Here is a 12943-nt window from a genome sequence, read left to right as displayed (position 1 = left end):
TGGCGCGATATCGCGTCGTACAAACAAGGCGATCGCGCGCGCCTGTCGCAGGCGTAACTGGCCCGAAACAAACGTAGGAGCGAGCGCAGCTCGCGATGCGCCGCGCGGGCGGCGCTCGGCCTCACGGGCACCAAAAAATCCGGCTCTGACATTTATCTCAAAGCTTCTGATCAAAAGTTGGTCAAATCCTGAGCAATTTCCGATATAATTCGCGCCCCTCATTTTCGGCAGGCCCTGCGCGCGCTGTTAACCAATGAAACTTATCGTCAAAGTCTTCCCAGAAATCACCATCAAAAGCCGGCCGGTGCGCAAGCGCTTCATCCGCCAGCTTGGCAAGAACATCCGCAACGTGCTCAAGGATCTCGACCCTGAGCTCGCGGTAGATGGTGTCTGGGACAATCTCGAAGTGGTTACCCGCGTCGAAGACGAAAAAGTCCAGCGCGAGATGATCGAACGCCTCACCTGCACGCCGGGTATCACTCACTTCCTGCAGGTTGAGGAATACCCGCTGGGTGACTTCGACGACATCGTCGCCAAGTGCAAGCACCACTTCGGCCACCTGCTGGCCGGCAAGCACTTCGCCGTGCGCTGCAAGCGCGGTGGCCACCATGACTTCACCTCGATGGATGTCGACCGTTACGTCGGCAGCCAGCTGCGCCAGCAGTGTGGCGCCGCCGGTATCGAGCTGAAAAAGCCTGAAGTGCTGGTGCGCATCGAAATCCGCGACCAGCGCCTGTACGTGATCCACAACCAGCACAACGGCATCGGCGGTTATCCGCTGGGCGCCCTGGAGCAGACCCTGGTGCTGATGTCCGGTGGTTTCGACTCCACCGTTGCGGCCTACCAGATGATGCGCCGCGGCCTGATGACCCACTTCTGCTTCTTCAACCTCGGCGGCCGTGCCCACGAGCTGGGCGTGATGGAAGTGGCCCACTACCTGTGGAAGAAGTACGGCAGCAGCCAGCGTGTACTGTTCATCAGTGTGCCGTTCGAAGAAGTGGTTGGCGAAATCCTCAACAAGGTCGACAACAGCTACATGGGCGTGACCCTCAAGCGCATGATGCTGCGCGGCGCCGCCCATATGGCCGACCGCCTGCAGATCGACGCGCTGGTGACCGGCGAAGCGATTTCCCAGGTGTCCAGCCAGACCTTGCCGAACCTGTCGATCATCGACTCGGCCACCGACAAGCTGGTGCTGCGCCCGCTGCTGGCCAGCCACAAGCAGGACATCATCGACCAGGCCACCGAAATCGGCACCGCGGACTTTGCCAAGCACATGCCGGAATACTGCGGCGTGATCTCGGTAAACCCGACCACCCATGCCAAGCGTCACCGCATGGAGCACGAAGAAAAACAGTTCGACATGGCCGTACTGGAGCGCGCTCTTGAGCGCGCCAAGTTCATTTCCATCGACCATGTGATCGATGAGCTGGGCAAGGACATCGAAATCGAGGAAGTGGCCGAGGCGCTGCCTGGCCAGATCGTCATCGACATTCGCCACCCCGATGCCCAGGAAGACGAACCTCTGGTGCTGGAAGGTATCGAGGTCCAGGCCATGCCGTTCTACGCCATCAACAGCAAGTTCAAGCATCTGGACCCTACGCGCCAGTACTTGCTGTATTGCGACAAGGGTGTGATGAGCCGTTTGCACGCACACCACCTGCTCAGTGAGGGACATGCCAATGTGCGTGTTTATCGTCCGACATAAGATGCCGGGGCTGTATGGCGGCAGTATTCGCCATCGCCCTCCCGACCGCCGGGCCCGCTGAGCCTTAAACAGTACATATTGGCCGCCTACACTGGGCGGCAACCGAATCCTCTGATCGAGATACACTTGTGATCGAAAATCTGCGTAACATCGCCATCATCGCCCACGTTGACCATGGTAAAACCACTCTGGTCGACAAACTCCTGCGTCAGTCCGGCACTCTGGAGCGTAACGAGCTCAACGACGAGCGCGTCATGGACTCCAACGACCAGGAAAAAGAGCGCGGTATTACCATTCTGGCGAAAAACACCGCCATCAACTGGAACGGCTACCACATCAACATCGTCGACACCCCCGGCCACGCCGACTTCGGTGGCGAGGTTGAGCGTGTAATGTCGATGGTCGACTCCGTGCTGCTGCTGGTCGACGCCCAGGACGGCCCGATGCCGCAAACCCGCTTCGTGACCAAGAAGGCCTTCGAAGCCGGCCTGAAACCAATCGTCGTGATCAACAAGGTTGACCGCCCAGGCGCGCGTCCTGACTGGGTTCTGGACCAGATCTTCGATCTGTTCGACAACCTCGGTGCCACCGACGAACAGCTGGACTTCAAAGTGGTCTACGCCTCGGCCCTGAACGGCATTGCCGGCCTGGACCACACCGCCATGGGCGAAGACATGACCGCGCTGTACCAGTCGATCATCGACAACGTACCGGCACCGTCTGTTGACCGCGAAGGCCCGTTCCAGATGCAGATCTCCGCACTGGACTACAACAGCTTCCTCGGTGTTATCGGTGTTGGCCGCATCGCCCGTGGTCGCGTCAAGCCGAACACCCCGGTTGTCGCCATCGATACCAACGGCAAGAAGCGTAACGGCCGTATCCTGAAGCTGATGGGTCACCACGGTCTGCACCGCGTTGACGTCGAAGAAGCCCAGGCCGGTGATATCGTCTGCATCAGCGGTTTCGATGAGCTGTTCATCTCCGACACCCTGTGCGCCCCGGATGCGGTAGAAGCGATGAAGCCGCTGACCGTTGACGAGCCGACCGTTTCGATGACCTTCCAGGTCAACGACTCGCCGTTCTGCGGTAAAGAAGGCAAGTTCGTCACCAGCCGTAACATCAAGGACCGTCTGGACAAGGAGCTTCTGTACAACGTTGCCCTGCGCGTTCAGGAAACCGACTCCCCTGACAAGTTCAAGGTTTCGGGCCGTGGTGAGCTGCACCTTTCGGTGCTGATCGAAACCATGCGTCGTGAAGGCTTCGAAATGGCCGTGGGCCGTCCTGAAGTGATCATCCGCGAAGTCGACGGCGTGAAGCAGGAGCCGTTCGAGAACGTCACCATCGACATCCCTGAAGAATCCCAGGGCAAGGTCATGGAAGAAATGGGTCTGCGTAAAGGCGACCTGACCAACATGGTTCCGGATGGCAAGGGCCGTGTTCGTCTGGAGTACAACATTCCAGCCCGTGGTCTGATCGGTTTCCGTAACCAGTTCCTGACCCTGACCAACGGTGCAGGCATCCTGACCTCGATCTTCGATCGCTACGACACCATGAAGTCGGGCCAGATGTCCGGCCGCCTCAACGGCGTACTGGTTTCGGTCGAGACTGGCAAGGCACTGACCTACTCGCTGGAAACCCTGCAGGCTCGCGGCAAGCTGTTCGTTGAACACGGCCAGGAGATCTACAACGGTCAGATCATCGGCCTGAACAGCCGTGACAACGACCTGGGCGTGAACCCGACCAAAGGCAAGAAGCTCGACAACATGCGTGCTTCGGGCAAAGACGAAGTCATCGCCCTGGTACCGCCAGTTCGCCACACCCTCGAGCAGGCCCTGGAATTCATCCAGGACGACGAGCTGTGCGAAGTGACGCCTAAGTCGATCCGTCTGCGCAAGAAGATCCTGGACGAAGGCGAGCGTACCCGCGCAGCCAAGAAAGCCAAGAACTGAGTTAGCTCAGGCTGAATAAAAACGCCCCCGGTCGAAAGGCCGGGGGCGTTTTTTTGTCTGCAGGATTTGTGTTGGTCCTTTCGCGGGCAAGCCCGCGAAGAGGCCAGAACCGGCTGACGGTCAGCGCCCAACCACCTTGGGCTTGTAGGCACAATACCCAGGGCGCGGCCCGACCTTGGGATGGTTGCGGCAGGTATCCGGACGCTTGTCATAAATGGTGCACAGACGGCTTTTACGATCCAGGTACATGCAGTCGTCGTTGCTCATCCGGGTCAGGGTGAAGATCCCCGACTTCTGGTTGAAGCGCTCGATGATGCCTTCTTTTTGCAGGCGTTTGGCCACGTTCTTGGGTGGTTCGTCTTTTTCGAACTCGTCGACCACGCCGATACGGATCAGATCCTTGATCTTCACCTCTACCGGCAGGGTGCAGCAGGTCGAATGGCAGCCGTGGCACATGTGGCTGGCGTAGCGCTGCCAAGTCTCCAGGCGGTCGACTTCGGCGGCGGCGATCAGGGTCGTTTTCATCTTTATAGGGTGGATCACGGTCTTGGGGCGCGCGATGATACCGGAATTGTTCAATTTATGAACAACCTTTTGCCGGAATCGCAGAGTGGGCATGAAAACTGCGAACCGTAACTGTCGCTCCCTGTCGAAGGGTCTAGTCTCATCACTCTCCCTCCGCTTTCGTCAACTTGCCCGAGGATGCCGCATGTCCCAGGAACCCAAAGCACGTGACGCCGAAGTCGCGGATTTTCGTGCCGCTGTACTGAACAAGCTGACCTACGCGGTCGGCAAGGACCCCGAGCACGCCTTCGACCATGACTGGTTCGAAGCGATTGCCCTGGCTGCACGCGATCACATGGTCGATCACTGGATGGATCACACCCGGCAGGCTTATCGACGCAGCCAGAAGCGGGTCTACTACCTTTCCCTGGAGTTTCTCATCGGCCGCTTGCTGTACGACAGCCTGAGCAACCTGGGCCTGCTGGACATCGCGCGCGATGCGCTGGAGGGGCTGGATGTGGACCTTGAGCGCATTCGCCTGCTCGAACCGGACGCCGCGCTGGGCAATGGCGGCCTTGGCCGTCTGGCAGCGTGCTTCATGGAGAGCATGTCTACCCTGGGTATCGCTGCCCATGGTTACGGCATCCGCTACGAGCACGGGCTGTTCCGTCAGGCCGTGGTCGATGGCTGGCAGCAAGAACAGACCGAAAACTGGCTGGATTTCGGCAACCCCTGGGAATTCGAGCGCGCCGAGGTGATCTACCCGATCAGCTTTGGCGGCAGCGTCGAAACGGTCCACGATGCAAGCGGTGTCCAGCGCCAGGTATGGTGGCCTGGCGAGACGGTGCGGGCGGTGGCCTACGACACGCCGGTAGTCGGCTGGCGCGGATCCAGCGTCAACACCCTGCGTCTGTGGCGTGCGCGTGCGCTGGAAGAGTTGCACCTGGAGCGCTTCAACGCCGGTGACCACTTGGGGGCGGTGGCTGAAGTGGCGCGTGCCGAGAGCATTTCGCGTGTGCTTTACCCAGCCGACAGTACCGAGGCCGGTCAGGAACTGCGCCTTCGCCAGGAGTACTTTTTCGTCTCGGCTTCGCTGCAGGACTTGCTGCGGCGTCACCTGAACATGCACAAGGACCTGCTCAACCTGCCTGATGCAGCGGCCATCCAGCTAAATGACACCCACCCTTCGATTGCGGTGGCGGAGCTGATGCGGTTGCTGGTGGACCAGCACGAAGTGCCTTGGGAAAAGGCCTGGGAGCTGACCGTCGGTACGCTCGCCTACACCAACCACACCCTGTTGCCAGAAGCCCTGGAAACCTGGCCGGTAGCGCTGATGGAGCGCATGTTGCCGCGGCACATGCAGATCATCTACCTGATCAACGCCTACCACATTGACAGCCTGCGCGCCAAAGGCCTGCACGACTTCGACGTGCTGCGCGCGGTTTCGCTGATCGAGGAAGATAACGGCCGACGGGTGCGCATGGGCAACCTGGCGTTTCTTGGCTCGCACAGCGTCAACGGCGTGTCGGCGCTGCACAGCAAGTTGATGAAGAGCACGGTGTTCTCCGAGCTGCACAAGCTCTACCCGAAACGGATCAACAACAAGACCAACGGCATTACCTTCCGCCGCTGGTTGTACCAGTCCAACCCCCAGTTGACCGAGATGCTGGTCGAGGCACTTGGGCCGGAACTCAAGGACGACCCGCAGACGCGGCTGGCGGGCCTGGTGCCGTTCGCCGACAAAGCCGCTTTTCGCAAGCAGTTCGCTGCCCAGCGGCTGCACAGCAAGCGTGCCCTGGCCAGCATCATTCAGGATCGCATCGGCGTCACGGTCAACCCCGAGGCGCTATTCGACGTTCAGGTCAAACGCATTCACGAATACAAGCGCCAGTTGCTCAACCTGCTGCACACCGTTGCACTGTACCAGGCCATACGCAATGACCCTGGCACCAACTGGGTGCCACGGGTGAAGATCTTCGCTGGCAAGGCTGCGGCCAGTTACCACCAGGCCAAACTGATCATCAAGCTGGCCAACGACATCGCCCGGGTGGTGAACAACGACCCGACGGTGCGCGGCCTGCTGAAGGTGGTGTTCCTGCCCAACTACAACGTCAGCCTGGCCGAGAGCATCATCCCGGCGGCGGACCTTTCCGAGCAGATATCCACCGCGGGTTACGAAGCGTCCGGTACCAGCAACATGAAGTTCGGCCTCAATGGTGCGCTGACCATTGGCACCCTGGATGGCGCCAACGTGGAGATGTGCGAACAGGTGGGGGCCGACAACATGTTCATCTTTGGCCTGACCGCGCAGCAGGTTGAAAGGCGCAAGCGTGCCGGTGACTTTGGTGCCAGCGCTGCCATAGCCGCTTCCAACCGCTTGAACGATGTGTTGCAGGCTATTCGCAGTGGTGTGTTCTCGCCAGATGACCCCTCTCGTTACACCGGGTTGATCGACGGCCTGATCGCCTACGACCGCTTCCTGGTGTGCGCCGATTTCGATGCCTACTGGGATGCCCAGCGGCAGGTCGAGGAACTGTGGCATACGCCGCAGGAGTGGTGGCGCAAGGCGGTGCTCAATACTGCGCGGATGGGCTGGTTCTCGTCGGATCGGACTATCCGTGAGTATGCGACCGAGATCTGGAAGGCGCTGGATTGATGCAGCGCCCATGCTGGCTTGTTCGCGGGTAAACCCGCTCCTGCAGGGGCCTCATCAACCTGTGGGGGAGGGCGCGCCCGCGAATGGCCCCACAACCAGACCACCGGCCTGGCGCGCGCTGAACTACCGACCTATTGTGCCGTCTGAGAGCCGTGGCGAGTCTCATCACTCGCTAGCCCGCCACTCTCCCTGTAAACTGCGGGGGTTTTCATCCCCCAATCCGTTCGGAGCCATACATGTCCCGCGTTACCCTGAGTCGCTATCTGATTGAGCAGACCCGCAGCAACAATACCCCTGCCGATCTGCGCTTCCTGATCGAAGTGGTAGCGCGTGCGTGCAAGGAAATCAGCCATCACGTATCCAAAGGCGCCCTCGGTGGTGTGCTGGGCAGCATGGGCACTGAAAACGTGCAGGGCGAGGTCCAGAAGAAACTTGACGTGATTTCCAACGATATCCTGCTGGAAGCCAACGAGTGGGGCGGTCACCTGGCTGGCATGGCTTCCGAAGAAATGGACAACGCATACCAGATCCCGGGCAAGTACCCGAAAGGCGCCTACCTGCTGGTCTTCGACCCGCTGGACGGTTCGTCGAACATCGACGTCAACGTCTCGGTCGGTACCATCTTCTCGGTTCTGCGTTGCCCTAACCAGTACCTGAGCCAGAACGAAAGCCTCAACGAAGAAGCGTTCCTGCAGCCAGGTACCGAGCAGGTTGCTGCCGGTTATGCCATCTACGGTCCACAGACCATGCTGATCCTGACCTTGGGCAACGGCGTCAAGGGCTTCACTCTGGACCGTGAACTGGGCAGCTTCGTGCTGACTCACGAAAACATCCGCGTACCGGAAACCACCGCCGAGTTCGCCATCAACATGTCCAACCAGCGCCACTGGGAAGCACCGGTACAGCGGTACGTGGGCGAACTGCTGGCAGGTGAGACCGGCCCGCTGAAGAAGAACTACAACATGCGCTGGATCGCCTCGATGGTGGCCGACGTGCACCGCATCCTGACCCGTGGCGGTCTGTTCATGTACCCACGTGACGCCCGCGAACCAAGCAAGCCGGGCAAGCTGCGCCTGATGTACGAAGCCAACCCGATGTCGTTCATCATCGAACAGGCCGGCGGCGCTTCCACCAACGGTTACGATCGCATCCTCGACATCAAGCCAGAAAGCCTGCACCAGCGCGTGTCGGTGATCCTCGGCTCGAAGGAAGAGGTCGAGCGCGTCACCGCCTACCACAAGGAGTAAGTCATGCTCGCACCTTGGCAGCCGTTGCTGGAGTGGTGGTTCGGTTGGGGCACCAGTGCCCAGGCCGTGGCTGACGAGAAGAGCACGCTGTGGTTCGGCAAGCATTACGATGCCGACGCCCATGCGCTGTTTGGCGACCTGGTCGAGCACGCCCTGGCGGGTGGGCTCGACGAGTGGCAGCAAAGCCCGCAGGGCTGGCTGGGTCTGCTGATTTTGCTCGACCAGCTGCCACGCATGATCTACCGCGACACGCCGCGCGCCTTTGAGGGCGATCGGCGTGCCCAGGTAGTGGCCATGCAGGGCCTGCAGAAGGGCTGGGACTACCAGCTGCTGCCGATCCAGCGGGTGTTTGTGCTGCTGGTGCTGGAGCATGCCGAGGTGCTGGACTGGCAGAACCTGTGCGTGGAACGCTATCAAATGCTGCTGGATGAACAGCCCGAGGCCAACCGCCGGCTGTTCGAAGGCTTCCTCGACTATGCCGAGCAGCACCAGCGGGTAATCGCCCGGTTCGGGCGTTTCCCGCACCGCAACCTGGTGCTGGAGCGGCCGAGTACCAGCGAAGAGATGGACTTTTTGCTGGAGCCTGGGTCTCGCTTCTGACGCCCAAGGGGCCTGCTGTGCAGGCCATCGCGACGCAAGGCCGCTCCAACAGGGGCGGCCTTTTTTATTGTGCGCATGACTAATGCTTTGTGATTAATCGCACAGTAGTGGCCATCCGACCAATGGTGTAGGGGCAAAGGGGGTGGGGCAGGGAACCTGGGAGGGATTTTTACGTCGAAGGTCACTGCAGGCCACTCGCCTGTATCATCTTTCAGGAGTGTCCCTTCATGTCGTTGCGTTCCCTCGCCCTGTTGTCGCTGTGCGTCGTGCTGACCGCCTGCAGCAAGATCAACCAGGAAAACTATTCCAAGATCAAGGCCGGTATGAGCAAGGCCGAGGTCGAGCAGTTGCTCGGCACGCCGACCGAGTGTTCTGGCGCGTTGGGCATGAGCAGCTGCACCTGGGGGGACGAGAAGAGCTTCATCAGCGTGCAGTACGCAGCTGACAAGGTGCTGATGTATTCCGGGCAGGGTCTCAAATGAGGCGTGCGTACCTGCTGATGGGGGTTTGCCTGGCGTTGCTGCTGGGCGGTTGTGCAGGTTCCTCGCACGACCCGCTGGCACCGAAAACCGCCGGCCATGTCGACCTCAAGCGCTACCAGGGCAAATGGTACGAGCTGGCGCGCCTGCCCATGCGCTATCAGGAAGGCTGCGAGCAGTCCGAGGCCCATTACAACCTCAGGCCTGATGGCAGTTATGGCGTGCTCAACCGCTGCCGCACCATGGGTGATGAATGGCTACGCGCCGAAGGGCATGCGAATATCCAGGAGCCGGGGCACACCGACAAGCTGTGGGTCGAGTTCGATAACTGGTTCACCAAGCTGGTGCCAGGCGTGGCGCGGGGTGAGTACTGGATTCTTTATGTGGACGAGCACTACCGTACGGCCATCGTCGGCAGCCCGGACCGCAAATACCTGTGGATATTGTCGCGTACGCCGACGCTGCCTGCCTGGGAGCGCGAGAACCTGCTGTCCAGGGCGCGGCAGCAGGGGTATGACACCAGCCGCTTGATCTGGCGGGCGTCCGATCAGCAAATAGTAAAAATGCACTGAGTTTTTCGGGGTTGCGTTGCAACCCTTCGCGGGCAAGCCCGCTCTCACAGGTTCTGCGCTGAGCCCTGGACTGCCCACAAGACGTTTTTTGGGGGGGCAGTCCAACCTGTGGGAGCGGGCTTGCCCGCGAAGGGCTGCAACGCAGCCCCGGTACACTCAGCCCAAAAGCTCGCGCAACACTTCGGTAAACGCCCGCCCGCTTTCTTCTTCTTGCGCATGCCGCCCCTGGCGTACCACCCACTGCCCATTCACCATCACATCGCGCACCTGGCGATCGCCACCGGCAAACAGCCAGCGGTTGAGAATGGCGTCGCCCTCCGCCATGGCGATGTACGGGTCCTGTCCATCGAGCACCAGCCAGTCGGCGCGCTTGCCCACCGCCAGCTCACCGACCGCCTGCCCCAGCGCCTGCGCACCACCGGCCAGCGCCGCGTCATACAGCGTGCGCCCGACCATCGGCTGGTCGCCGCGATACAGGCGGTTGCGCCGTTGATCCCGCAGGCGCTGGCCATATTCCAGCCAACGCAGTTCCTCCACCACGCTTAACGACACATGGCTGTCCGAGCCAATACCCATGCGCCCGCCCTGTGCCAGGAAATCCACTGCCGGGAAAATCCCGTCGCCCAGGTTGGCTTCGGTGGTCAGGCACAACCCGGCCACCGCGCCGCTGCGGGCCATGGCAGTTACTTCGTCCGGTTCGGCATGGGTAGCGTGTACCAGGCACCAACGGCGGTCCACGTCCACGTGCTTGTACAGCCACTGCAGTGGGCGCAGGCCGCTCCAGGCCAGGCAGTCGTCAACTTCCTTCTGTTGTTCGGCGATGTGGATATGCACCGGGCACTGCCTGTCGCTGGCCGCCAGCACTTCGGTGATCTGCCCAGGTGTTACCGCCCTTAGCGAGTGGAAGCACAGGCCCAGGTGCTGCGCGGGTTGCGCGGCCAGCAGCGGGGCGAGTTGCGCTTGCAACTGCAGGTACTGTTCAGTGGAGTTGATGAAGCGCCGCTGCCCGTCGTTCGGCGCCTGGCCGCCAAAGCCTGCATGGCTGTACAGCACCGGCAGCAAGGTCAGGCCAATGCCGCTATCGGCCGCAGCCGCGCTGATGCGGAGCGACAGTTCGACCGGGTCGGCGTAGGGCTTGCCGGCCTGGTCGTGGTGTACGTAATGGAATTCGGCCACAGAGGTGTAGCCGGCCTTGAGCATCTCGATGTACAACTGGCGAGCGATGACCTGAAGCTGCTGGGGGCTGATCTGCCCGACCAGGCGATACATCAGCTCGCGCCAGGTCCAGAAACTGTCGTTGGGGTTGCCGGCAACTTCCGCCAGGCCTGCCATGGCGCGCTGGAAGGCATGTGAGTGCAGGTTGGGCATGCCGGGCAGCACAGGGCCGGCAAGGCGCTCGGCGCCTTCGGCATTTGCATCGGCTTCGATTGCCGCCAGGGAGCCATCATCGGCTACCTCGAAACGGACATTATGGGCCCAGCCGTTGGGCAGGAGGGCGCGTTCGGCGTAATAGGCGGGCATTGGCAGTCCTGTTATTGTTCAGCTTGTATATACATATACAGCCGTTTGCCTGCCGGGTAAACTCCGGCAAGCTACCATCAATCTATTCGCACAAGGATCAAACGCCGTGCCGACACCTTCTGTCTCCCCGCTGGTGGCCCAAATGGGCGAGGGCCCGGCGCCTTTGTATGCCCGGGTCAAGCAGATGATCATCCAGCAGATCGAGAATGGCAGCTGGCCGCCGCACCATCGCGTGCCGTCCGAAAGTGAGCTCGTCAGCCAGCTGGGCTTCAGCCGCATGACCATCAACCGTGCGTTGCGCGAGCTTACCGCCGAAGGGCTGCTGGTGCGCATGCAAGGGGTCGGCACCTTCGTTGCCGAACCCAAGACCCGTTCGGCGCTCTTCGAAGTCAACAACATCGCCGACGAGATTGCTGCACGTGGCCACCAGCATAACTGCCAGGTGATCACCCTGGCTGAGGAAGCCGCGGGCTCCGAACGCGCCCTGGCCCTGGACATGCGCGAAGGCCAGCGCGTGTTCCATTCGCTGATCGTGCATTATGAAAATGGCGTTCCGGTGCAGATCGAAGACCGTTACGTCAATGCACAGATCGCACCGGACTATCTCAAGCAGGATTTCACCCTACTGACGCCCTACGCCTACCTGTCCCAGGTAGCGCCACTGACCGAAGGCGAGCACGTTGTCGAAGCCATTCTCGCCGAGCCGGACGAATGCCAGCTCCTGCAGATCGAGCAAGGTGAGCCGTGCCTGTTGATTCGCCGCCGCACCTGGTCTGGTCGCCAGCCTGTCACGGCGGCGCGATTGATCCACCCCGGTTCCCGTCATCGCCTGGAAGGACGCTTCAGCAAATGAGCGAGCTGCAATGGTTGCGTGCCAAAGATTACCCGCGCATGCCGTGGAAGAATGGTGGTGGCTTTACCGAGGAAATCACCCGAGATGCAGGTGACGGGCTCGAGGGCTTCGGCTGGCGCCTGTCGATAGCCGATATCGAGGCCTCTGGTGGGTTCTCCACCTTTACCGGGTACCAGCGCATCATCACCGTACTGCATGGGGATGGTATGCGTCTTACGGTGGATGGTCAGCTCAGCCGGCCGCTCGTGCCTTTCGACGCCTATGCGTTCAGCGGTGAAAGCCAAGTGAATTGCTCGCTGTTGGGCGGGGCGATCCGCGACTTCAATCTGATCTACGCACCGCTGCGTTACCGTGCGCGATTGCAATGGTACAACGGTGGTAGCCGGCTTTTCAGTGCCGCCAGCACCGTATTGATTTTCAGTGGCCAGGCGCAATTGCAGGTAGGTGTCGACGGCCAGCAGCAGTCGCCACTGGGGTTGTATGACTGCATGCAATTGAGCGGTAACGACCGTCTACTGGAGGTGGAGGTGCTTGGGCGTTGCTGTGTCATCGAGCTGACCCCGTTGGCATGAATGCCCGCCGGCCCTTCGCACTCCCGCAAAAGGGCCGTGTAAACCCACCAAGAGTTACCCGGTAACGCCCCGAAAAGGTCTGATCTGTTACCGAATGCCCCAAGATGGCGCAATGCCTTCTGCTTGTTTTTTGCCTCGCCACGCTCCTCGTCAGCTTTTTCAACTTCCCTGCAGCCCTTGCGACATGCGGGCTGAAACGCCATTGCGGTGTCTGCAATAACGCCCGGCGAAGCAACTTGGCCGTTCAATTGCATATGCTTGTATGTACAAGTAAAGCTAAGT

At 60.8% G+C, this 12943-nt stretch carries 11 protein-coding genes; 9 read left to right on the top strand and 2 right to left on the bottom strand.

What is annotated here, in order from left to right; translation table 11 throughout:
- Nucleotides 1–253 precede the first annotated feature (253 nt).
- Entirely contained in the window at nt 254–1708 is a 1455-nt protein-coding gene (gene thiI / locus ACF8EA_RS11095) for a tRNA uracil 4-sulfurtransferase ThiI (protein WP_003249221.1), read from the top strand.
- A gap of 128 nt (nt 1709–1836) precedes the next feature.
- Nucleotides 1837–3657: a translational GTPase TypA gene (gene typA / locus ACF8EA_RS11090; RefSeq protein WP_021783717.1), complete on the top strand. Its 1821-nt coding sequence runs from the start codon at nt 1837–1839 to the stop codon at nt 3655–3657.
- A 120-nt stretch (nt 3658–3777) separates the two neighbouring features.
- On the opposite strand, the gene ACF8EA_RS11085 is transcribed toward typA, so the two are convergent.
- Complete coding sequence (locus tag ACF8EA_RS11085; RefSeq protein ID WP_049870388.1) at nt 3778–4182, bottom strand: YkgJ family cysteine cluster protein; 405 nt, start codon at nt 4180–4182, stop codon at nt 3778–3780.
- Between the two features lie 184 nt (nt 4183–4366).
- Between ACF8EA_RS11085 and ACF8EA_RS11080 the strand changes: the two genes are divergently transcribed.
- The 5 genes from ACF8EA_RS11080 to ACF8EA_RS11060 all read left to right on the top strand — a co-directional run bounded on the left by ACF8EA_RS11080 (nt 4367) and on the right by ACF8EA_RS11060 (nt 9715).
- Nucleotides 4367–6817 (top strand): glycogen/starch/alpha-glucan phosphorylase, encoded by a 2451-nt coding sequence (locus tag ACF8EA_RS11080; RefSeq protein ID WP_392522025.1) that lies wholly within the window; start codon nt 4367–4369, stop codon nt 6815–6817.
- 236 nt (nt 6818–7053) lie between these two features.
- Entirely contained in the window at nt 7054–8064 is a 1011-nt protein-coding gene (locus tag ACF8EA_RS11075; protein WP_003249230.1) for a class 1 fructose-bisphosphatase, read from the top strand.
- Between the two features lie 3 nt (nt 8065–8067).
- Nucleotides 8068–8664: a DUF924 family protein gene (locus tag ACF8EA_RS11070; RefSeq protein WP_021783720.1), complete on the top strand. Its 597-nt coding sequence runs from the start codon at nt 8068–8070 to the stop codon at nt 8662–8664.
- A gap of 227 nt (nt 8665–8891) precedes the next feature.
- Complete coding sequence (bamE, locus tag ACF8EA_RS11065; protein ID WP_009681214.1) at nt 8892–9146, top strand: outer membrane protein assembly factor BamE; 255 nt, start codon at nt 8892–8894, stop codon at nt 9144–9146.
- On the top strand, nt 9143–9715 hold the full coding sequence (locus ACF8EA_RS11060; RefSeq protein WP_392522023.1) for a lipocalin family protein: 573 nt from the start codon (nt 9143–9145) through the stop codon (nt 9713–9715). The genes bamE and ACF8EA_RS11060 overlap by 4 nt, the downstream gene beginning before the upstream one ends.
- Nucleotides 9716–9871: 156 nt before the next feature.
- Here the strand turns inward: ACF8EA_RS11060 and ACF8EA_RS11055 are convergent, their stop codons facing one another.
- On the bottom strand, nt 9872–11236 hold the full coding sequence (locus ACF8EA_RS11055; RefSeq protein WP_392522021.1) for a formimidoylglutamate deiminase: 1365 nt from the start codon (nt 11234–11236) through the stop codon (nt 9872–9874).
- Nucleotides 11237–11378: 142 nt separating this feature from the next.
- Between ACF8EA_RS11055 and hutC the strand changes: the two genes are divergently transcribed.
- On the top strand, nt 11379–12089 hold the full coding sequence (hutC, locus tag ACF8EA_RS11050; RefSeq protein ID WP_392522028.1) for a histidine utilization repressor: 711 nt from the start codon (nt 11379–11381) through the stop codon (nt 12087–12089).
- Nucleotides 12086–12661 (top strand): HutD family protein, encoded by a 576-nt coding sequence (locus ACF8EA_RS11045; protein WP_392522020.1) that lies wholly within the window; start codon nt 12086–12088, stop codon nt 12659–12661. Before hutC ends, ACF8EA_RS11045 begins: the two co-directional genes overlap by 4 nt.
- Nucleotides 12662–12943 lie beyond the last annotated feature (282 nt).

This window comes from Pseudomonas sp. YQ_5 (genome assembly GCF_043103305.1).
GTDB classification, from domain to species: domain Bacteria; phylum Pseudomonadota; class Gammaproteobacteria; order Pseudomonadales; family Pseudomonadaceae; genus Aquipseudomonas; species Aquipseudomonas putida_Y.
This window is presented reverse-complemented; position numbering and strand designations above follow the sequence as displayed.

What these genes read in the sequence shown, in the direction of transcription:
- ACF8EA_RS11075 (WP_003249230.1), top strand. Translation starts at nt 7,054, where the DNA reads ATGTCCCGCGTTACCCTGAGTCGCTATCTGATTGAGCAGACCCGCAGC.
- ACF8EA_RS11085 (WP_049870388.1), bottom strand. Translation starts at nt 4,182, where the DNA reads ATGAAAACGACCCTGATCGCCGCCGCCGAAGTCGACCGCCTGGAGACT.
- hutC (WP_392522028.1), top strand. Translation starts at nt 11,379, where the DNA reads ATGGGCGAGGGCCCGGCGCCTTTGTATGCCCGGGTCAAGCAGATGATC.
- ACF8EA_RS11045 (WP_392522020.1), top strand. Translation starts at nt 12,086, where the DNA reads ATGAGCGAGCTGCAATGGTTGCGTGCCAAAGATTACCCGCGCATGCCG.
- ACF8EA_RS11060 (WP_392522023.1), top strand. Translation starts at nt 9,143, where the DNA reads ATGAGGCGTGCGTACCTGCTGATGGGGGTTTGCCTGGCGTTGCTGCTG.
- bamE (WP_009681214.1), top strand. Translation starts at nt 8,892, where the DNA reads ATGTCGTTGCGTTCCCTCGCCCTGTTGTCGCTGTGCGTCGTGCTGACC.
- thiI (WP_003249221.1), top strand. Translation starts at nt 254, where the DNA reads ATGAAACTTATCGTCAAAGTCTTCCCAGAAATCACCATCAAAAGCCGG.
- ACF8EA_RS11070 (WP_021783720.1), top strand. Translation starts at nt 8,068, where the DNA reads ATGCTCGCACCTTGGCAGCCGTTGCTGGAGTGGTGGTTCGGTTGGGGC.
- ACF8EA_RS11055 (WP_392522021.1), bottom strand. Translation starts at nt 11,236, where the DNA reads ATGCCCGCCTATTACGCCGAACGCGCCCTCCTGCCCAACGGCTGGGCC.
- ACF8EA_RS11080 (WP_392522025.1), top strand. Translation starts at nt 4,367, where the DNA reads ATGTCCCAGGAACCCAAAGCACGTGACGCCGAAGTCGCGGATTTTCGT.